Here is a 21,926-nt window from a genome sequence, read left to right on the forward strand (position 1 = left end):
AAGTCGGTGATATAATATGAGAAAAGAATGGTACGTATTACAAGCTTTTTCAGGGATGGAAAACAAAGTAAAAGAATTAATAATTGAGAAATCCAAAGTTTTGGATCTCGATCGTTATATAGGGAGAATAATAGTTCCTGAAATAGAGGAACTAGATTATTCTAATAGAAAAGTTGAAAAAATATTTGTTAGTCAAGATTCTACAATATATGTTAAAAAAGGAAAAGATGTAAAAAAAGGCGATATTATAGCTAAAAATCCTGAAACAACTATTAAACATTCTGGAGTTATAAAAGAAATGAAAAACTACAGAAGAATAATAGTAGAAACCAAAGGTAAAAAGTATTCAAAAACATTTTTAATACCAGAAAGTGCAAAAGTATTATCTGGGTTAAGAATTGGTAAGACGGTTAAACCTGGTATGCCTTTTACAAATGATGGTTCTTATGAATGTGATGTAGAAGGCGAAATAGGCACGGTAGAAAAAGTAAAAAGAATTATTGTTGAAAACAGTAATTCAGAAGAAGATGTTTATATTGTTCCTGTAAAACTCTTTGATTCAAGGACTTATAAAACCGGGGTTGAAGTTAGCGAAGGTGAAGCAATAGCTTCAGGAAAAGAGTTCAAGTCTAAATCTTCAGGTAGAGTTGATATAAAAGATATGCCTCTTAGAAAAGAAATAAGGATCATTAAAACATCCAGAAAAAAACTTTTTCCGGGTTATATTTTTATTGAAATGATGCACGTAAAAGAAGTCGAGAAAATGATAGTCAATATTCCTTATGTTTCTTCCTTTTTAAATGTTGGCGGAAGGCCTTTAAAGTTAAAGAGAAAAGAGATCAGGGTTATTTTAAGACTTATTGGTGAAGAAGAATATGATTCAGCTAAACCAAGAAAAGAAATTAGAACTGATTATGAATTAGGAGAACATGTGAAAATAATCAGCGGTCCATTTGAATTTTTTACTGGTAAGATTAAGTCAATAGACTTGGAAAAACAAGAAGTAAAAGTTTCTGTTTCTATGTTTGGTAGAGAAACTGAAGTTGAATTGGGTTTAACTGAAATAGAAAAGATTGTGGATTGAGAATAAAAATATTAACTTTATATTCTTTTCCAATTAATAATAATGGTTTAAAATAATTTTGTGAATACTGTGGGAGGGTTATCCCGCTATAACCACAAGGAGGTAAATTATATGGCTAAAAAAGTATCAAGAATTTTGAAGTTACAGTTGCAAGCTGCTAAAGCTACTCCTGCCCCTCCGGTAGGACCTGCGTTGGGACAAGTTGGAGTAAACTTGATGGAATTTTGTAAAAGGTTTAATGCTGAAACTGCTGATAAGGCAGGACAACTCTTACCAGTTGAAATTACAGTGTACGAGGATAGATCGTTTACATTTAATGTAAAAACCCCTCCAGCTTCATTTTTGATCAAACAAGCTGCTGGTGTAAAATCTGCTGCTAACAATCCTGGTAAAGAAATAGTTGGTAAAATCAAAAAGAGCCAGGTAAAAGAAATAGCAGAAACAAAAATGCCGGACTTGAATGCTATGACAATTGAAGCTGCGATGAAAATAATCCAAGGTACTTGTAGAAATATGGGTATCGAAGTAGTAGAAGGATAAAAGAGAGGGGGTAATTATAATGGCAAGAGGGAAAAAATATTTAGAAGCTAAAAAAAATATTGATGCAGAAAAGACCTATTCTATTGAAGAAGCAGTAGATTTGGTTAAAAAAGTTTCTTATACTAAATTTGATGGAACTGTTGAAATTCATGTTCAATTAGGAATAGATTCGAAGAAAAGCGATCAAAATGTTAGGAATACAGTTTCTTTACCTCATGGAACAGGTAAAGACGTAAAAGTTTTAGTATTTGCTGAAGGTGATTTAGCAGAAAAAGCTAAAGAAGCAGGAGCAGATTTTGCTGGTGATGATGAACTTATTGAAAAAATAAATAATCAAAATTGGTCAGATTTTGATATTGCTATTGCAACACCAAACATGATGAAAAAAGTTGGTAAATTAGGTAGAGTTTTGGGGCCTAAAGGTTTAATGCCATCACCTAAAGCAGGAACTGTGACTGAAGATATAGAAAAAGCAGTAAAAGAATTCAAAGCAGGAAAAGTTGAAGTAAGAAATGATAAAAGTGGAAATGTGCATTTCCCTGCTGGTAAGGTTTCTTTTGATAATTCAAAATTAGTTGAAAATATCAAATCAGGAATGGAACAATTATCTAAATTGAAACCTCAAACAACAAAAGGTAAATTCTTTAAAAAAGTTGTAGTTGCTCCTACAATGGGTCCAGGAGTAAGACTTGACATAAACGAATTTCCTGTTGTATAATAACTTAGAAAAATAAATATTGTACCAGAGACGGTAGGTTCACGAGAGTGATTAAATAAGCCTGCTTAGGTACGTGGATAAAATAACGATGATGTTTTTATAAACATTATTGTTCTAACCACGGCCTAGTGCCGTGTTTTTTATTTAAGGAGGTGTACGTTTTTGCTAACTAGAGCTCAAAAAACAGAATTAGTAAAAGAATTTGTTGAAGCTTTTAATGATTCTCCAATAATTGTTTTCACTGATTTCAAAGGATTGGGAGTGGATGAATCCAATGAATTAAGGCAACGATTGTTTAAAGAATATGGAGATAAAGCTTTTTATAAAGTAATGAGAAATTCTTTGTTAAAAACAGCCATAAAGCAAGCGGGAATGAATTTAGAAGATTATGAAACATTTTTAGAGGGGTCAACAGCTATTTTTTATATTAAAGAAGGAGATCCCATTTCAGGGTTAAAAGTATTAACTGATTTTGCAAAAGATCATAATGAATTACCCGCTATAAAAGGTGGAGTACTTGAGGGTAAAATATTTGATGCTGAAAGGGCAGAAGAGCTTTCAAAATTACCTTCGAGAGAAGAACTTATTACTATGTTTGTGCGTGGCATAAACGCCCCTATTTCAGGCTTAGTTAATGTATTATCAGGTTCAATAAGAAACTTTATTAATGTTTTAAATTCTATAAAAGATGAAAAATCATAAATTTTCGGAGGTGTCTTTAAATGACAAAAGATGAATTAATTCAAGCAATTAAAGAAATGACAGTTTCTGATTTAGCAGAATTAGTGGAAGCATTGGAAGAAGAATTTGGAGTATCAGCATCAGCACCAGTAATGGCAGCTATGCCGGGAGCAGGAGCAGCAGCAGGAGCAGTTGAAGAAGAAAAAACAGATTTTTCAGTTGTTCTAAAAAGCTTTGGAGCTAAAAAAATCGGCGTAATAAAAGTAGTTAGAGAAATTACAGGATTGGGATTAAAAGAAGCTAAAGATTTAGTAGAAAAAGCTGGAACTCCTGATGCAGTGATTAAAGAAGCAGCACCAAAAGACGAAGCTGAAGAAATCAAGAAAAAATTAGAAGAAGCTGGAGCAGAAGTAGAACTCAAATAATTAACTTAAAACATTGATTTCGTTAATAAAAATTTTAGATAATAATGATAAAATTGTATCCGCATTGGACTTTTTAGTCTGATGCGGTTTTGCTTTGCAATAAAATAGAAAAAATTTGTAACATTTTACATATATATTTTTTAAAGCCGAGGTGATTCCATTGAACACCCGCACATTAAAAGTGGGAAAAAGAGAAAGAGATTTTTTCGGGAAAGTACATGAAGATTTTAGAATGTATGATGATTTAATCAAGATTCAAAAGTCTTCATTTGATGAATTTTTAAAGCACAGATTGAAAGAGACAATTAAAAAATTCATGCCTTTAACTATTCCTGTGAAAACCTCTTCAAAAAAGACTAAAGAAATTTTATTGGACTTCACAGATGTAAAACATGAAGATCCAATCATGAGTGAAGATGAATGTAAGGCAAAAAACCTTACTTATTCTGGCAGAACTTTTTTAACAGTACAATTGACTGACACATCAACAGGTGAAACATTAGAAAAAGAAGATGTTTTTCTTTGTAATGTACCATATATGACTGATAGAGCTGTTTTTATAATTAATGGTGCTGAAAGAGTTGTTGTTAACCAATTGGTGAGATCTCCAGGAATTTATTTTGTTAAAGAAGAAGAAAAAGATTCAAATAAAGAGATGTTTATTGCTCATTTTTTACCTGTAAAAGGGGCATGGTTAGAAATAATTTTTAATCCAAATCCAGGTAAAGAAGTTTTACAAGTAAGAATAGACAGAAAAAGAAAATTTAATTTTTTCTTATTTTTGAAAGCGTTAGGATATGAAAATGATTTGGATATATTAGATTTATTTCCAAAGAAAATTTCATTAGATGATGAATTCGATGTAGAAAATTATGCTGATTGTACAGTTTTATCTGACCATCATTTTAAAGAATTAGAAGAGATGGAACCTGCTAGAACTACGATTAGAGGAATGAAATTATCAGAAGCAAAAGAATTATTAAATAATTATGGAATAGAAGAAGTAAAAGTTTCTCATAAAGTTGCACAATTGACTTTAGATAAGATGAAAAAAAGATATGAAAAAGAAGGCAACTTAACTTCATTAGAAGCTTACAAAGAAATGTTTATAAAGTTAAGACCCTCAGAAATACCAAGAGGTCAAAAGGCAAAAGAAGAAATTGATGAAATGTATTTCAATACAGAAAAGTTTGATTTTTCTGAAATTGGAAGGCAAAAAGTAATAACAAGCTTAAAAGAAGAATACTACAAATATATTAAAGAAGTAGAAAACAGAGATTTATCTGAAGATGAATTAAACAATTTAAAATATCCAGTAGAATCAATGGCTATAGAAACCATAGACATTATTTTATCTGCAAGACATCTATTGGAATTAGAAGAAAATTCTGAACTTTTAGATACAAGAGACCATCTTGGAAATAAAAGAGTTAGATCTGTAGGTGAATTAATGCAGCTTGAATTTGAAAAAGCTTTCTCAAAAATGATACAACATATTCCTGAAAAAGTTGCTATGTCGCAAACACTTAATAAGATAAACCCTCAATCATTAATAAATTCAAGAGCTATAATGACTGCATTCCACCAATTTTTTGCCACTTCTCAGTTGAGTCAATTTATGGATCAAATAAATCCTTTATCCGAATTAACTCATAAAAGAAGACTTTCAGCAATAGGACCTGGCGGTTTGAAAAGAGAGCATGCCAAATTCGAAGTTCGTGATGTTCATCATTCGCATTACGGAAGAATGTGTCCTATTGAAACTCCTGAAGGAGCTAATATAGGTCTTATTACGTCATTAGCTATACTCGCCAAAACTGATGAATATGGATTTTTAAAATCGCCTTATTTTAGAGTAAAAAAAGGTAAGGTTTTTGATGATAAGATAATTTATCTATCTGCTGATGAAGAGGAAAATTATAAAATTGCATCTGCTTCAGCTGATAAAGATAAAAATAAAAATTTAACTTCAGAATTTGTAGAATGTAGATATCAAGGAAAAGTTTCTTTTTATCATAGAGATGAAGTTGAATACATAGCTGTTACTCCAAAACAGATAGCTTCAGTTTCTGCATCGTTAATACCGTTTTTAGAACATGATGATGCTAATAGGGCATTAATGGGTTCTAATATGCAAAGACAAGCTGTACCAGTTTTGTATCCTGACGCTCCTTATGTAGGAACAGGTGTAGAATGGTTGGCAGCAAGGGATTCAGGTTATTTAATTTTAGCAAAACATAAAGGTATTGTTGAGAGTGTAGATGGTAAGCATATTGTAATAGCAAGAACTGATGAAAAAGATGAATACATAACAGATGAAAATGGCGAAAAAGTTTTCGATGAATATAGAGTTGTTAAATATACAAGATCAAACCAAGATAGCTGTATAAATCAAAGACCTATAGTTGTTCCGGGAGAGAAAGTAGAAGAAGGGTCTGTTTTAGCAGATGGCCCATCTACAGACATGGGTGAATTGGCTTTAGGCCAGAATATACTCGTGGCATTTGTTCCATGGGAAGGATATAATTTTGAGGATGCTATCGTTGTTTCTGAAGAGTTATTAGAAAAGGATAAATTTACTTCAATCCATATAGAAGTTTATGAAACAAAATCTATGGATACACAATTAGGACCTGAAGAAATAACGGCAGATATTCCAAATGTTAAAAAAGAGCTATTAAGAAACTTAGATGAAGATGGAATAGTTAGAGTAGGTTCTTATGTTTCGTCTGGAGATATACTTGTTGGTAAAGTAACTCCAAGAGGAGAGTCAGAAACGTCACCAGAAGAAAAATTGATAAAATCAGTATTTGGAGATAGAGGTAGAGATGTAAAAGACTCATCTTTAACCTTGCCACATGGTATTGAAGGAAGAGTTCTTGATGTACAAGTTTTTGATAGAAGGGACATACCTAATTTAGATATAGGGGTAAATAAATACGTAAAAGTTTATATAGCAACTAAAAAGCCACTTTTAGCTGGGGATAAATTGGCTGGAAGACATGGTAATAAAGGTGTTGTTTCTAACATATTACATAAAGAAGATATGCCTTTTCTGCCTGATGGAACTCCTGTACAAATGATGTTATCTCCTTTGGGTGTTCCTTCACGTATGAATATAGGACAAGTATTAGAATTGCATCTTGGATGGTTATCAAAATTAACTGGAAATGTATATGCTACACCTATTTTTGATGGGGCTTCTGAAGAAGAAATAATGAATGAATTACATAGAAAAAGGAAAGAACTGGGAATAGATTTAGGCGAAACAGATGATGATATCACTGGAAAAGTAGTATTAAGAGATGGTAGAAATGGGGAACCATTGGATTCTCCTGTTGATATAGGCTATATGTATATGCTCAGATTATCTCATATAGCTAAAGATAAATTACATGCAAGAGCTACCGGCCCTTACTCTTTAATTCATCAACAACCATTGGGTGGTAAAGCCCATTTTGGTGGACAAAGATTCGGAGAAATGGAAGTTTGGGCTTTAGAAGCATATGGTGCCGCACATACTTTAACAGAAATGTTAACGTATAAATCTGATGATATCAGAGGTAGAAATGAAGTCTATAAAGCAATATTAAAAGGTGAAAATCTACCGGAACCTGGGATTCCAGAAAGCTTTAAAGTTTTGGTTAAAGAATTACAAGGACTTATGTTAGATGTTAAATTATTTGATGAAGAGGGTAATGAACTAGACGTTGATAAACTTTAAAAAATTCAATAAGTTGCCATGGACTTTTCTATGGCAACTATTTATATAAATTATAATATATGAATAAAAACCCTCAAGGAGGGAAGAGAATGGCTAAAGTTTCTTCATTTCAGAGAAAAATTGCAAAGGTAAAAGTTGGATTAGCTTCTCACGATACAATAAAAAGTTGGTCAAATGGTGAAGTAAAGAAACCAGAAACGTTAAACCACAGAACAAGCAAACCAGAAAAAGATGGATTATTTTGCGAAAAGATATTTGGTCCTACAAAAGATTATGAATGTTCATGTGGAAAATACAAAGGTAAAAAATATGAAGGTACAGTATGTGAAAGATGTGGAGTAAAGGTAGAGTCAAAAGATGCAAGAAGAAGAAAGATGGGACACATAGAATTGGCAACTCCAGTATCACATATATGGTATTTAAAATCATCACCTTCAGTATTATCAATAATATTGGGAAATACAGTAAAAGATTTAGAAAACATAATATACTATGGTTCAAAGAGAATTATAGAAAGAGCATACTTAACGTTAGTAAATGAAAATCAAGAAAAAGACCTGGATTATTATCCAGGAGAGATATTATATCAAAGAGAATATGAAATATATTCTCAATACATAGACATAGCAGTAGCTCCCGCTATAAAAATAGCGAGAGTAAAAGGTATGCCAACATCAAAAATAGCAGGTACAGTAGAAATCAAAACTGAAATGACTCACACAGATAGAGAACTAACCTGGGTTATAGTAAAGGGAGAAGATGGGACAGAAATTAAGTACCCTATTTTTGAAGGTGCATCTCTAATGGTAGAAGATGGACAAGAAATAGAAGAGGGAACGCCACTTGCAGATAGATTTCTATTTGAAGAAGATTTTCTAACACACGATGAATACACAATATTTTCAGAATACTATCCTGGAGACATTGAAATAGAGAGAGACATAGAAAGAGATACACCAATAGTTGTAATAACGGATATAGACAGGAGATTCTCAAAAAGAATAGGTAAAAAAATAGGTGACATCCTATTAGAAGATGAAGCAAGGGCATATGACGAGATAATGAGAATCTTAAACACAAAGATAAAAAACCAAAGAGAAGATATAGTTGGAAAAACAATAGTAGACGATATAAAAATAAAAGACAAAATAGTAGAAAAAGGAACTGAAATCACCCAAGACTTGTTGGAAGAATTTCTCGACTTTGGAATAAAAGATGTATATGCAAAAGATGAAAACAATGTAGAAAAAATATACCAGATAAATAGATATGACACATTCAAAGCATATTATGGAGCAGAAGCTATACAAGATTTGTTGAAAAAAATAGACCTTGAAGTTTTAAAAGCAAAACTCGAAGCAGAAATAGAGAAATTAGACAAAAGAAGTCAAAAAGCTTTAAAACTATTAAAAAGACTTAAACTAATAAAAGACTTTATAAACTCAGGCAACAGACCAGAATGGATGATAATTGACTTACTACCGGTAGTTCCACCAGATCTAAGACCTTTAATACAAATAGATGGTGGAAGATTTGCTGCTACCGACTTAAACGATTTGTACAGAAAGGTCATAAACAGAAACAACAGACTAAAAAAATTAATAGAGATGGAAGCTCCAGAGATCATAGTAAGAAATGAAAAAAGAATTCTACAACAGGCAGTAGATAGTCTAATTTACAACGGTAGAGTAGGAAAGGCCATGACAGATAGATCCAAAAGGCCACTCAGATCACTTACAGACTTGTTAAAAGGTAAAAAGGGTAGATTCAGAAGAAATCTTCTTGGAAAACGTGTAGATTACTCAGGAAGAGCTGTTATAGCAGTCGGCCCAGATTTAAAGATACACGAATGTGGATTACCTAAAAAAATGGCTCTTGAACTATTCAAACCATTTGTACTTGCAGAACTACTTAAAGATTCAAACGTTGCAAGTAAAAACGCGAGAAAATTGAAAAAAACAATAATCGAAAAAGAAATGCCACAAGCATGGGAAATACTTGAAGAAGTAATAAAAGGCCACCCGGTAATGCTCAACAGGGCACCCACACTTCATAGGATATCAATACAGGCATTTATTCCAAGGCTTATAGAAGGAAACGCGATAAGATTACATCCATTGGTATGTCCACCATTTAACGCAGACTTTGATGGAGACCAAATGGCAGTACATGTACCATTATCCACAGTATCACAAGCAGAAGCAAAATTCTTGATGTTATCCAGATACAACATCATATCGCCAGCAAATGGGAAACCAATTTCCATGCCAGGTAAAGATATGATAGCAGGATCATTCTATTTAACAATGCATGAAGATAAAGTATTCAACAAAGCAAAATTACCAAAAAAACTCAGTGACATTGGCAAAAAAGGTTATGTAAAAAGATTATATTCAAACGCATCCGAAGCAATATATGAACATGAATACTCAAAAGTAGTTGATTCTGGAGTATATTACAACGACGGTAAATTTGAATGGAAAAAACCGAGAGTAACATTGCACGATGTAATAAGTTTCAAATCAGATGAAGGAAAAGTAATAAAAACAACAACAGGTAAGATAATATTCAATTCATTTGTTCCTGAAGAAATGAAAGACTATGAAACAAAGATGGATAAAAAGGGATTGAAAAACTTAATATTCAAAACATTTAAAAAGTTTGGTATAGATAGAACAGCAGATCTATTAGACGATATAAAATCATATGGATTCCATTATTCAACAATATCTGGATTAACAATATCCATAAGAGATGTATTGGTATCACCAGAAAGACAAAAGATCATAGACAGTTCACAAGAAGAAGTATTCAACATAGAACAACTTTTTGAAGAAGGATACTTAACAGATAATGAAAGATATAAGGAAGTAGTAAAAGTATGGGAACAAACAACTTCTAATGTTACAGATGCAACCGCAAAAGAGTACAGAAAACATACATACAACCCAATATGGATGATGGTTGATTCTGGTGCAAGGGGTAACATTGACCAGCTAAAACAACTTGCAGGTATGAGAGGACTCATGGCCGATCCATCTGGTAAAATCATAGAAGTTCCTATAAAATCCAACTTCAAAAATGGATTATCTGAACTTGAATTTTTTACATCCACACACGGTTCAAGAAAAGGATCAGCAGATACAGCCCTAAGAACGGCTACAGCTGGTTATTTAACAAGAAGACTTGTAGATGTTGCACAATCAATGACCATAAACGAAACAGATTGTGGAACACACAGGGGAATTGTTGCCGAAGAATTATGGGCTGATGATTCGAGAATAGAAAAACTATCTGATTTCTTATTTGGTAGAGTTCTTTCAGATAATGCTTTAGATCCTGAAACAGATGAAATCATAGAAAATCCTGAAAATGGGAAATCATATGTTAGAGACACAATGTTGGACGAAGACGACGCTATTTTTCTATCAAATTATAAAAAAGAAATAAAAGTATCAGAAGAAAAAGAACTAAACCTTAAAAATCTAAGTCAAAATCTTTATTACGAGTCTCTTGAAGAAAAAGAAGTAGATGGAGAAGTAATAATAGAAAAAGGTGAACAACTAACCAAAGAAACGGCAAATGAGTTAATGATGCATGGAATTAAAACATTAAAAGTAAAAGAATACAAAGCAGTAGACTTTGTTTACGTTGGAGAAAATATAAAGGTAAAAGACGAAAACGATAACGAAATAGCAATACTCAAATACCAAGAAAAGATAGATATAAAAACTGCAAAAATACTAGAAAAATACAAAGTACAAAAAGTTGAGGTAAGACCTCTTGTTTACATAAGATCACCTTTAACTTGTGAATCAGAAACAGGAATCTGTGCAAAATGTTACGGTATGGATTTAAGTAACCATGAAATAGTAAGTATAGGTGAATCTGTTGGAGTAATAGCAGCTCAATCAATTGGAGAACCAGGAACACAACTTACAATGAGAACATTCCATACAGGTGGAATAGCAACCACATCAGATATTACACAAGGGCTTCCAAGGGCTGAAGAATTGTTTGAAGCAAGGAAGAAACTAAAAGGTCCTGAGGGAATATTTGCAAATATAAAAGGTGTGGTAAGAGACGTAACAAGGGAAGACACAGATAAGAGAAGTAAAAAACTAAGATTTATTGTTGAAGGAATAAATGGAGAACTCGAAACTTACGAAGCAGATTACAGGACAAAACCAGTAGTTGCAATAGGAGATAGAGTACTTCCAGGAGAAAGGTTGACATCTGGAAACATAAAACCAAGAAGAGTATTGGGAGAACTTGGAGTAGAAGCAGTATCAACATACTTACTAAAAGAGATCAAAAAGATTTATGCAGAACAGGGTGTTGATATCCACGACAAACATTTTGAAATAATAATAAGACAAATGTTGAACAAAGTAGAGATAACAGATGGTGGAGATACAGACTACATGCCAGGAGACCTAATCTCTTATCATAAAGCAAGAAAGACAAATGAAGCAGTATTAGAAGAAAATTCATACATAAGTGAAAATAGAAAAGAAATAATTGGTAAAAAACTTTCACGAAGGGTAATAATACCAACAGAAAATGAAGATGAAGAAGACATAATCTATTCAGTAGGTGAAGAGATAACAAAAGATATATTAGAACAAATAATAGACGCCAAAATAAAAGAAGTAGAAGTTTACGAAGAATACGAAGAAATAATAAATGAAGACGAAGAAATAGAAATAGTGGGAACTAAAAAGACCTATTTGGTAAATCCAAAAAATACAGTGAAATACGATAGAAAGCTTTTGAGAATAACAAAAGCATCACTTGAAAGAGAAGGATGGTTGTCAGCAGCTTCATTCCAACAAACAGTTCAAATATTGACAGAAGCAGCTATAGAAGGGAAAGAAGATTCCTTAAAAGGGCTAAAAGAAAACGTAATCGTTGGACAACCGATTCCTGCTGGTACTGGTTTGAAAGTTTATTCTGATTTAGGATATGAAAATGTACCAAAAAAAGACATAAAAGAACAACAAAAAGATGTAGGATAAAATAAAGAAAGGGGCAGCGAATTTTAGCTGCCCCTTTTTGTTATGATATAATATTTTTAGTTGCAAAAAACAAGGAGGTTATTATATGAATGAACATATTAAAACAAAAACTATGGAATGGAATGGGGATGAATTAATTTTAATTGATCAAAGATACTTACCTTTAGAAGAAACGTATGTAACTTGCAAAAATCATATAGAAGTTGCTGATTCTATAAGAGATATGGTCGTTAGAGGAGCTCCTGCGATAGGTGCTACTGCTGGATTTGGTATGGCTATTGCATCTTCAGAATTTGAGAGTTTGGACAAAAAAACATATGTTGAAAAAATGAAAAAAGCTGAAGAACTTTTGGCTTCAACTAGACCAACTGCAGTTAATCTTTTTTGGGCTTTAAAAAGGATGAGTAAAATAATAGATGAAAATATAGAAAAAACTAATTTAAATGAATTAACAAGGTTATTAAAAAAAGAAGCGCTTGAGATTGCATATGATGATATCAAAATCAACAGAAAAATGGGTCAAAATGGAGCTAAACTATTGAAAAATGGAGACACAGTTTTAACCCATTGTAATGCAGGGGCCTTGGCAACAGTTGATTATGGTACAGCATTAGGGGTAATAAGGGCAGCAATAGAAGATGGTAAAAAGATATCTGTTTATGCTGACGAAACAAGACCTTATTTACAAGGAGCTAGATTAACTGTTTGGGAATTGGTTCAGGATGGAATAGAGACTACTTTAATATCAGATAATATGGCTGGTTGGGTTATGAAACAAGGCAAAATAAATGCTGTGATAGTTGGAGCTGATAGAATAGCTGCTAATGGAGATGTTGCCAATAAAATAGGAACTTATTCAGTTGCTATTTTAGCAAAAAAACATGGTATCCCCTTCTATGTTGCTGCCCCATTATCTACAATTGATTTGGAAACACCTACAGGAGAAGAAATACCTATTGAAGAAAGAAATAGAAATGAAGTTAGATACTGTCATAAATCTCAATTAGTGGATGATTCAATTAACGTATACAATCCAGCTTTTGATGTTACTCCAAATGATTTGGTAACAGCTATAATAACTGAAAAAGGCGTTGTTAAGGATAATTATAAAACCGAACTTCCAAAATTATTTGAATAAAAAAATTCTTCCTTCGGGAGGAACTTTTTTTATTCCTTGTAATGACGGTTCATTTATTTATAATACATTTTATTATATAATAATAGAAATTAAAAAAATATTATAATATAATATACAGATATGTGTTTTTTAAAAAAAGGGGGGTGTAAAAATGGGAAAAGTGATAGAAATTAAAAATCTAAAAAAATATTATAAAAATGTCAAGGCAGTTGATGATGTAAGCATTGAAGTTGAAAAGGGGGATATAGTAGCCATTTTGGGTCCAAATGGTGCAGGGAAAACCACTACCGTTGAAACTTTAGAAGGACTTAGAGAAGCTACTTCTGGGGATATATATTATTTTGGCAAAAAAGTAAAAAAAATAGATCACGAAATAAAAGAACAAATAGGGGTTCAACTTCAAAATAATTCATTCTTTGAAAATTTAACCGTTAAAGAAATAATAAAAGCTTTTGCTGGATTGTATAAAAAATCTGTACCAGTTTCATCACTTTTAGAAAGATTTAAATTAGAAGAAAAAAAGAATTCCAAAATTAAAAATCTATCTGGTGGGCAATTGCAAAGAGTTGCTTTAGCGGTATCAGTTGTAAATGATCCTGAAATAGTTTTTTTAGATGAACCCACAACAGGCTTAGATCCCCAAGCCAGAAGAAACTTATGGGAAGAGATAGAAAAATTAAAAAATGAAGGGAAAACAATAATTCTTACAACGCATTATATGGAAGAAGCAGAAAAGTTGGCTGATAAAATATACATCTTTGATATGGGAAAGATTATTGCCGAAGGAACACTTAATTCTTTAATTGATTCATTGGAAATGTCTTCAGTAATACAGTTTGAAACTGAAGAAAATAATAATCTAAAAAAATATTATCCAAAAATAAAAATTATTGATAACAAATATGAAATAGAGACAAATAATGTTGAAAAAGATTTGATAAAAATAATGGAAATATCAAAAGAAAAAGGCCTCAGAATAAATAATATTTTTATTAGAAAACCCAACCTTGAAGATGTTTTTCTGCATTTGACTGGCAGAAGCTTAAGGGAATGATGTCATATGAATAAAATAATTAATTTAACGAAGACTTTAACCAAAAATCTATTTAGGCAACCAGATATTGTTTTTTTCACTTTAATTTTTCCGTCCTTATTACTTATGTTTTTTATATATGTATTTGGAGGGCTTTATGAAGCCGAAAGTAATATACAGGTAACTGTTGGAGTAGTTTATCGAGAAGAATTGAATGGATTTACAGAACAAATTTTTGATAATGTTTTTTCGGAATTTAAAAAAAATATGAGCAGTTCAAAAATTGAAATTTTAGATTCAGGTGAAAATATTGAACAGATTATTAAAGATGGAGATTATGACATAATAATCGAATTTCCAGCCAATATAAATAATTTGAATTTAAAGATGATGACAGGGTTAAGTGAAGTAGATAAAATAAAATTTTATCACTCACCAAATTCTCAATCTATTCTTTCAAGAGATATAATGAGTTCTGTTTTTGAACAAATTAATCTGATGATTAATGCTCAGGGAAAAGATATTGATTTGGTAACACAGTACAAAAACATAAGTACAGAGAATGATGATTTTGATTATAATCAATTTATATTCCCAGGTATTATAGTTATGTCGATATTTACAGTTTCAATTTTTAATTTACCTATTGCATATGTATCTGATATAGAAACAAAAATTATAAAAAGAATAAAATCAACACCAGTTAAAGGATATCAATATTTCCTTTCTTTATTGATTTCAAATTTATTCATATTACTTTTGTCTTTTATAATAATATATGTTGTAGGATACTATAATGGAATTGAAAATATATTCAATATAAATTTTATGATGCTAATAATTTACTATTTGATATGTGGAATTTCATTTGGGCTTTTAATAGCTTCATTTTTTAAAAAAATAGCATCCGTTTCTGTTTTTACAAATATTATTTATTTTTTAACAATATTTCTAAGCGGATTATATTTCCCTGTTAAAGATGTTCCATGGGCAATAAGATGGTTTGTATATTTTAATCCTGGAACTTATATGGTAGATGGTCTTAGAAATTTTCTCGATAATAATATGATAGATTTAAACCAGATTGTCATTCCACTTATATGGGCGATATTAGGAGTAACTATTTTTAGTGTAAGTTATAGGAGGCTAATAAAAGATGAATAAAAACATCCATTTATTAAAAACATTTATTAAAGAAACATTTAGCAATAAAGTAGATGTTTTTTTTACTATAGCTTTTCCACTACTTTTTTTGCTTATTTTTGGAATGGTGTTTGGAAATACTTCTGCTTCATCTGAAAACATAGTAAATATTGGACTTTATAATATTGAAATTGATAATTTAAAAGCTTATTTTGAAAATTCGGAATTTGTTGAAAGTAACAACTTAGAAGATTTAAAAACTCAACTAAAATCACAAAAAATCGATGCCATAATAACAAAGCCAGATAATTACGAAATTTTTATTAGAGAAGGTAGCATAGATCCTCAAGAAACTAGTTTTATAAAAAATACTATAAGCAATGGTTTAAGTTATGCTAAATTAAACAGAAAAGAGATCTTTTTAGAGCAAGAATTTATTTCAGTAAGTCTTGGAGATACAGATTCTGGTCAGACGGAATATTTATTAACAGGAATTTTATCAATATCTCTCCTTTCTGGCGGGATGTTTTCTGTAATTGGAATCTTTGGGAGATACAAAAAAAATGGAATTATAAAAAAGTTCATGTCAGCTCCTGTTAGCCCGTCTTCTTTTGTAGTGAATGCAAGTATAAGCAAGTTGATATTAAATATTTTTTCAGTCATTATATTAATTATTTTTGCAAAATTAATGTACAATTTAAATTATCAATTTAATTGGGCTGAATTTTCTTTGGTCATATTGACATCTTCTCTCGGAATGATGGGATTTGGTGTCATTTTGTTAATCATTTTTAAAAGAATAGAGACAGCATCTACTGCAGCATCATTATTATTTGTCATTATGACTTTTTTCTCTGGGATATATTTCCCTTTAACTTTAATTCCAGAACAAATTAGATGGATATCCTATTTTATGCCTGTTACTTATGTTGTGAATTTGGTGAGGCATTCTGCAAACGTTGAAAATATTGGTAACATAGAATTTTTATTGACAAACTTAGTTCTTTTAACAATAGGGGTTGTATTTTTAATAGTAGCTTCTAATAAATATGTTAAACAAGAGATATAAAGGTAGTTCTTTATATCTCTTTTATAATTTTTTTTGGTTTTTTATAATAGAAATTGTTTTTAATTATTCCAGAGTTGTCAAATAGATAGTTATTATAAGCATATCCATTAAAATAAATATTTTCATATCTATTAAAATATTTTTTTATGATCGATTTAGATAATTTTTCGTTATTTATTATTGAAAGTGGATATTTTATTGATTCGAATTCATATTCTATAATTAAATATTCATTAGTATTAACTTCTTTATGCTCTTGGCTTCTTTCACCAAAAACACTGTTTTTAAGGTCTTCTATTTCTGGAAGCTGTCCTTTTTTATACGCAGTCATTTTTCTGAGAAGATTTCTTCGATTGTTGTTTAGTTTATCTAGAGCTCCAGATTTTATGATATTTTCTATTAGGGTTCTACTAAAATTATTTCCATATACAAAGTGAAAAAAATCATCTATTGAATGAAAACTTTCTTTGTCAAATATGGATATTTGTTTTTGAGATACTCCGTTTATAAAAGTCATTGGGATGATAATATATTTTTCTTGAAAATCACCTTTAGGTTTTTGTATGTCGGGGTTTAAAATTGTAATTCCCAAATAATTACATTCATTTATAACATCTATATCAATACCTTTGTGTAAGATATAGTTGAAGAAAAACTTTGAAGGATTGTTAAATTTTTCCTCTAAAAGCCATTTTAAAATATAAGAATAGGCAACTGAATGAGACTTATTAAAAGAATACTGAGAAAAATTTTCTATTTTTTCAAATAAATCTAAAGCACTTTTTTTACCTATTTGTTTTGAGGCATTAAATATGAATTTTTCCTTTAGTTTTGATATTTCTTCAGTTTTTTTCTTTGATAGAGCTCTTCTAAGAATATCTGATTCTTCAAAGTTGAGATTTCCTAATTTTTTTGCCAAAAACATTATTTGTTCTTGATACACGATTACACCTTTTGTCTCCGGAAGGATTTTTTTTAAGAAATCTTCAGAGTGGGAAGTCACATAGTCTTCAACCATTCCACTCTCTAAAGGCCCAGGTCTATTAAGAGCTATAGAAATGGAAATTTCATCAAAATTTTTTGGTTTTATCTTTTTTACAATATTTTTTCCCGAATAAGAATCCAATTGAAAAATTCCTTTCGTAAGTCCATATGAAAACTTTTTTAACAATTTTGGTTCAATATGTTTTTCATAGTTTTCTTTATAATCCAATTTTTTTAAAAAAGTAAGGGTATCTAAAGATAAAATATCAAATTTTTCAACCCCTATCTCTTTCAAGTCTTCCATTGTCCATTCAATTATTGGTATTTCTTTAATTTCCAAAGGTATATAATCTATTAAAGAATTTTTTGATATTATAACACCAGCGGCATGAGTACTTTCTGCTTGTTCCATGCCTTCAAAAAAATAAGCTACTCTGAAAAAAACATTGTCCTCTTTAGAGGCATTTTTAATTTTTTTAAAGTTTTCTTGATTTCTTATTGGCATTGATATTTTTATATTTGGTTTGTAACCCAACAATTCTTGAGCTTTTTTAATAGAAGATTTGTATTTCATCGTGGAGAGGGTTCTTATAAAAGCTACATTATATCTGCCATAAAAGCCTTGTAATTTTTCAATTAATTCATTTCTTCTTTCTGATTCTATATCCAAGTCTATATCAGGCAGCTGTTTTCTATTGATGTTTAAAAACCTTTCAAAATAAAGGTTAAAATCCAAAGGGTTAATTTTATTTATTCCCAATTTAAAAACTACTAAAGAACCCACGGAGGATCCTCTTCCTGGGCCTATAATTATTTGATTTTCTTTGGCTATATCAACAATTTTTTTAACATTTAAAATATAGTTGGGAACTTGCATTTGTTTTATAACTTTTAATTCATGATCAAGTCTTCTTTTTTCATCTAATGATATTTTATTTTTTTTAATTTCATTTTCTAATTCTTCATCTCCACCTAAATTAGGAAAAGAAATTTTAAATTTGTTTAAATCAATATTGCTAATTATATTTTCAAAGTACTTCATTTTTTTTGTTAATTCTTTTGAATCAGCTAATACATACCCTTCTTTTTTAATTAATTCCTTCAAAATTCTATGCGGATAGATGATATTTCCTGTGTTCATTCTTATTTTTTTAAGGTCTAAAATTTCGTTTTTATTGTAAGCTTTAATTGCTTTCATCATTGAAACATTATCTGTTATAAGATATGAAGTTTTTCCAGAATTAAGTAGAATGATAGGATCTATATCGTTTATTTTACATAGCAAAATGAACCTTATCCAAGATTTTGGATGAGGTTCATTTAATATTATTTTTTGAAAATTATTTTTTTTTGCATAAGAAATAGCATCTTTTAATTGTAAATAAGATTTCCCTATAGTTCTAGAGGTAATAATAGGTCCAAGTATTTTCATAAACAAAACCTCATTTATATAAGTTGTTAATTACTCTCTTAAAATCATCTTTCAATGGGGCTATTAAAGTCATTCTTTCATTTGTTATAGGATGGAAAAAACTTATTTTTGCTGCATGAAGCATTTGCCTGTATGCTTCTTTTTCACCAACAGTTTTAGAATTATAAACGAAATCTCCTATTATTGGGCTTTTAATATACTTCATATGAACTCTTATCTGATGAGTTCTTCCCGTTAATATTTTTAACCATAATAAATTGTAGTTTTCTTTGAAAGATTTAAGCACTTTATATTTAGTTACAGATTCTTTTGCTCCGCCTATAATAGCCATTTTATGCCTTTGATTTGGATTTCTACCAATAGGCTTGTTGATAATTCCCTTCGAGTTTTTTATTTTTCCCTTGGTAATTGCAAGATAATATTTATCGGTAACTCTATCTTTAAATTGTTTTGAAAGAATTTCTCTTACTTTTGGGTTTTTTGCAATTAAAAGGATGCCAGATGTATCTTTGTCTAATCTATGAACTATACCAGGCCTTTTTTCATCATCAAAATCATCTGTAAAATCGTAGTTATATTTTAAGCTATTTACTATAGTCCCTTTCCAAACATTTCCAGCTGGGTGTACTATTATGCCTGGATCTTTGTTTATAGCAAGAATTGAATCATCTTCATATATAACGTCCAAATTGATATTTTCTGGTAATATTTCCTTTTCTGTTGTATCATTTTTTTCATATTCAAAACTAACAACATCATTTTTTTTTAACTTATAGTTTTGTTTCTTTATTTGGTTATTAACAAGAATTTTTCCTAATTTTATTGCTTCTTGTATTGAGGCCCTGGAATAACTACTTGGGCTTATTTCTGTACAAAACTTATCTAATCTTTGATTCAAAAAATCATTTGAAACGATAAATTCTTCTTTCATATTTATTGCTCCTTAAAAAATAAATAGCCAATAAAATTCCGCCTACTGTAACGAAAGAATCAGCAACATTAAATATAGAAAAATATGGTATATAAAATATATCAACCACATAACCAATCCTGAGTCTATCAAATATATTACCCATAGCCCCAGATATTATAAAAATCATACCAACATCTAAATACATAGATCTTATCTTTTTAGTATAAAATTCTCTTACAAAAAACAAAACACTTACTATTATAGAAGAAATAATACCAAGTAAAAAAGAATTATCCTGGAACAAACCAAATGCCATTCCAGTGTTTTCTGTATATGTCAATTTAAAAAACCATATATCTATAGAATTATTAACTAAATATTTTTCCCCAAGTATTTTTGTTATTTGATCTAACAAAATAATAAGTGGAATTAAAAAACTCATATTAACCTTCTTTTTGATAGAAGAATGGAGCAACGGTTTTCAAGCCAATTTCTCTATAATTAAAAATTCTCTCAGTTGATCCAACAAAAAGAATTCCCCCAGGTTTTAAAGCTTCAGAAAATTTTCTGTATAGAGTTTCTTTTGCCGGGTTATCAAAATAAATAACAACATTTCTACAAATTATTAAATCATAATCTTTATCAAACCTATCTGTCAATAGGTTAATTTGTTTAAACATAACGTTTGATTTCACTAATTGTTTGACTTTAAACTTACCCTCCGCAGTTTTTTCAAAATATTTATTTCTGAAATTAGGAGAAAGATTTATCATTGATCTTTCTTCATAAATTCCATTTTGAGCTTTTTTTAACACAAATTTATCTAAATCAGCTGCTATAATATCAGCTTTATTAGACTTGTTCATTTCTTCAAGAACCATTGACAATGTATAAGGTTCTTCACCAGTAGAACAACCAGCTGACCATAATTTTAATCTATTCGATCTTGTAAACAAATCAGGTAAAATATTTTTTTGAAGATACTCCCACTTTTCTGGATTTCTAAAGAATTCTGTAACGTTTATAGTTAGTTTATCGAGAAATTCATCCCATAGTTGCTCATCATTCTTCAATTTATCGAAATAATCTGGATAAGTATTAAAAGCATGTTTTCTCATCAACATATCAATTCTTCTTCTTACTCTATGCTGTTTATAACCAGTTAAATCCATTTGAAATCTCTTTATTAAGTTCTTCAAAAACTCTTCATAGTCTTTATCATCATAAGGTGATGAATATATGATTCTATCTGACACCTGTGCACCTCCGAGTTAAATTTTTATTCTGAAAGATATTCCTGGGCCGTATGTAGAGTAAACTAAAAATAAATTCTCGTTAATTGGTATTCTAAAATAAAAAACATCGTCATATTTTTCAAAGTAAATAGATTCTACATATAATTCTTCTTTTTCATCATCATATTTTAATATATAGTCATCTGATCTTATATATATTTTATCAAATAAGGGATATAAATTTAAATAAAGATTTTTATAATTCATTAAAATTCTTTTATCATCACCAAGTTGTAAGCTAAACCAAAAATCATTAAATTTATAACCTATTGAATAATAGGAATCAATAAAATCATTTATTTTAAATGTAAAGGATGAGATAAGGTTGTTGTTTTCAAAATAAATCCCAGCATATAAGTTTTTCAAAGTAATATAAATATATTGATCTATTGTGATTGTAAAACTGGAAGAGTTGCTATATACAAACATTTCATCTTTTATGTATTTTGGCTTTTGATATGAAATATTAAAACCAGGTTGGTCAAATTCAAAATAGTTGATAACTTCATCAATTTCTGATGTATAAAAGTTTTTTTCATCCAAAATAAAATTGTATTTTATTGAAGTCTGGTAAACATCTTCTATAGAAAAGTCAAATAAGAATTTACTTTTTAAATTTTCTGTATAATCTTGTATTAAAAATTGTTCTGAAAAAGATATGGATATAGATATCAATAAAATTATAAACAATACAATTCTTTTAATAAAGATCAACTCCCATATATAAAA

General features: G+C 29.9%; 16 protein-coding genes and 1 other annotated feature. Of the genes, 11 read left to right on the top strand and 5 right to left on the bottom strand.

Translation table 11 applies throughout. The features are described from left to right. The first annotated feature begins 16 nt into the window (after positions 1-16). The 11 genes from BLS00_RS00900 to BLS00_RS00950 all read left to right on the top strand — a co-directional run bounded on the left by BLS00_RS00900 (position 17) and on the right by BLS00_RS00950 (position 16,573). Positions 17-1,084: a transcription termination/antitermination NusG family protein gene (locus BLS00_RS00900; protein WP_091401967.1), complete on the top strand. Its 1,068-nt coding sequence runs from the start codon at positions 17-19 to the stop codon at positions 1,082-1,084. A gap of 111 nt (positions 1,085-1,195) precedes the next feature. Further along, positions 1,196-1,624, top strand: coding sequence for a 50S ribosomal protein L11 (rplK, locus tag BLS00_RS00905; protein WP_091401968.1), 429 nt, complete (start codon positions 1,196-1,198; stop codon positions 1,622-1,624). Positions 1,625-1,640: 16 nt separating this feature from the next. After that, complete coding sequence (gene rplA / locus BLS00_RS00910) at positions 1,641-2,342, top strand: 50S ribosomal protein L1 (RefSeq protein WP_135402557.1); 702 nt, start codon at positions 1,641-1,643, stop codon at positions 2,340-2,342. A gap of 6 nt (positions 2,343-2,348) precedes the next feature. Next, positions 2,349-2,494: a sequence feature (ribosomal protein L10 leader region), on the top strand. A gap of 10 nt (positions 2,495-2,504) precedes the next feature. After that, entirely contained in the window at positions 2,505-3,044 is a 540-nt protein-coding gene (gene rplJ, locus BLS00_RS00915) for a 50S ribosomal protein L10 (RefSeq protein ID WP_091401970.1), read from the top strand. Positions 3,045-3,064: 20 nt separating this feature from the next. After that, a complete protein-coding gene (gene rplL / locus BLS00_RS00920; protein WP_091401971.1) occupies positions 3,065-3,448 on the top strand; it encodes a 50S ribosomal protein L7/L12 in 384 nt (127 codons plus the stop codon). 160 nt (positions 3,449-3,608) lie between these two features. Continuing rightward, complete coding sequence (rpoB, locus tag BLS00_RS00925; RefSeq protein ID WP_091401972.1) at positions 3,609-7,172, top strand: DNA-directed RNA polymerase subunit beta; 3,564 nt, start codon at positions 3,609-3,611, stop codon at positions 7,170-7,172. 89 nt (positions 7,173-7,261) lie between these two features. Next, entirely contained in the window at positions 7,262-12,190 is a 4,929-nt protein-coding gene (locus BLS00_RS00930) for a DNA-directed RNA polymerase subunit beta' (protein WP_091401973.1), read from the top strand. 85 nt (positions 12,191-12,275) lie between these two features. Further along, positions 12,276-13,328, top strand: coding sequence for an S-methyl-5-thioribose-1-phosphate isomerase (gene mtnA / locus BLS00_RS00935; protein WP_091401974.1), 1,053 nt, complete (start codon positions 12,276-12,278; stop codon positions 13,326-13,328). A gap of 151 nt (positions 13,329-13,479) precedes the next feature. After that, a complete protein-coding gene (locus BLS00_RS00940) occupies positions 13,480-14,382 on the top strand; it encodes an ABC transporter ATP-binding protein (protein WP_091401975.1) in 903 nt (300 codons plus the stop codon). A 6-nt stretch (positions 14,383-14,388) separates the two neighbouring features. Next, the gene (locus BLS00_RS00945) at positions 14,389-15,525 is read left to right on the top strand and encodes an ABC transporter permease (protein WP_091401976.1); all 1,137 of its coding nucleotides are present in this window, start codon (positions 14,389-14,391) and stop codon (positions 15,523-15,525) included. Next, entirely contained in the window at positions 15,518-16,573 is a 1,056-nt protein-coding gene (locus BLS00_RS00950) for an ABC transporter permease (protein ID WP_091401977.1), read from the top strand. The genes BLS00_RS00945 and BLS00_RS00950 overlap by 8 nt, the downstream gene beginning before the upstream one ends. 10 nt (positions 16,574-16,583) lie before the next feature. Here BLS00_RS00950 and BLS00_RS00955 read toward each other — a convergent pair whose 3' ends face one another. From BLS00_RS00955 to BLS00_RS00975, 5 genes are read right to left on the bottom strand one after another with little or no spacing between them, the layout of a single operon-like run. Continuing rightward, positions 16,584-18,989, bottom strand: a complete 2,406-nt coding sequence (locus tag BLS00_RS00955; protein WP_091401978.1) for a helix-hairpin-helix domain-containing protein — start codon at positions 18,987-18,989, stop codon at positions 16,584-16,586. Positions 18,990-18,999: 10 nt separating this feature from the next. Beyond that, positions 19,000-19,920: an RluA family pseudouridine synthase gene (locus BLS00_RS00960; protein ID WP_091401979.1), complete on the bottom strand. Its 921-nt coding sequence runs from the start codon at positions 19,918-19,920 to the stop codon at positions 19,000-19,002. Next, entirely contained in the window at positions 19,892-20,344 is a 453-nt protein-coding gene (gene lspA / locus BLS00_RS00965; protein ID WP_091401980.1) for a signal peptidase II, read from the bottom strand. Before lspA ends, BLS00_RS00960 begins: the two co-directional genes overlap by 29 nt. 1 nt (position 20,345) lies before the next feature. Further along, on the bottom strand, positions 20,346-21,158 hold the full coding sequence (locus BLS00_RS00970; RefSeq protein ID WP_091401981.1) for a CheR family methyltransferase: 813 nt from the start codon (positions 21,156-21,158) through the stop codon (positions 20,346-20,348). A 15-nt stretch (positions 21,159-21,173) separates the two neighbouring features. After that, the gene (locus tag BLS00_RS00975) at positions 21,174-21,887 is read right to left on the bottom strand and encodes a hypothetical protein (protein WP_091401982.1); all 714 of its coding nucleotides are present in this window, start codon (positions 21,885-21,887) and stop codon (positions 21,174-21,176) included. Positions 21,888-21,926: the final 39 nt, after the last annotated feature.

Origin of the sequence: Geotoga petraea, from assembly GCF_900102615.1 — a bacterium.
Classification (GTDB): domain Bacteria; phylum Thermotogota; class Thermotogae; order Petrotogales; family Petrotogaceae; genus Geotoga; species Geotoga petraea.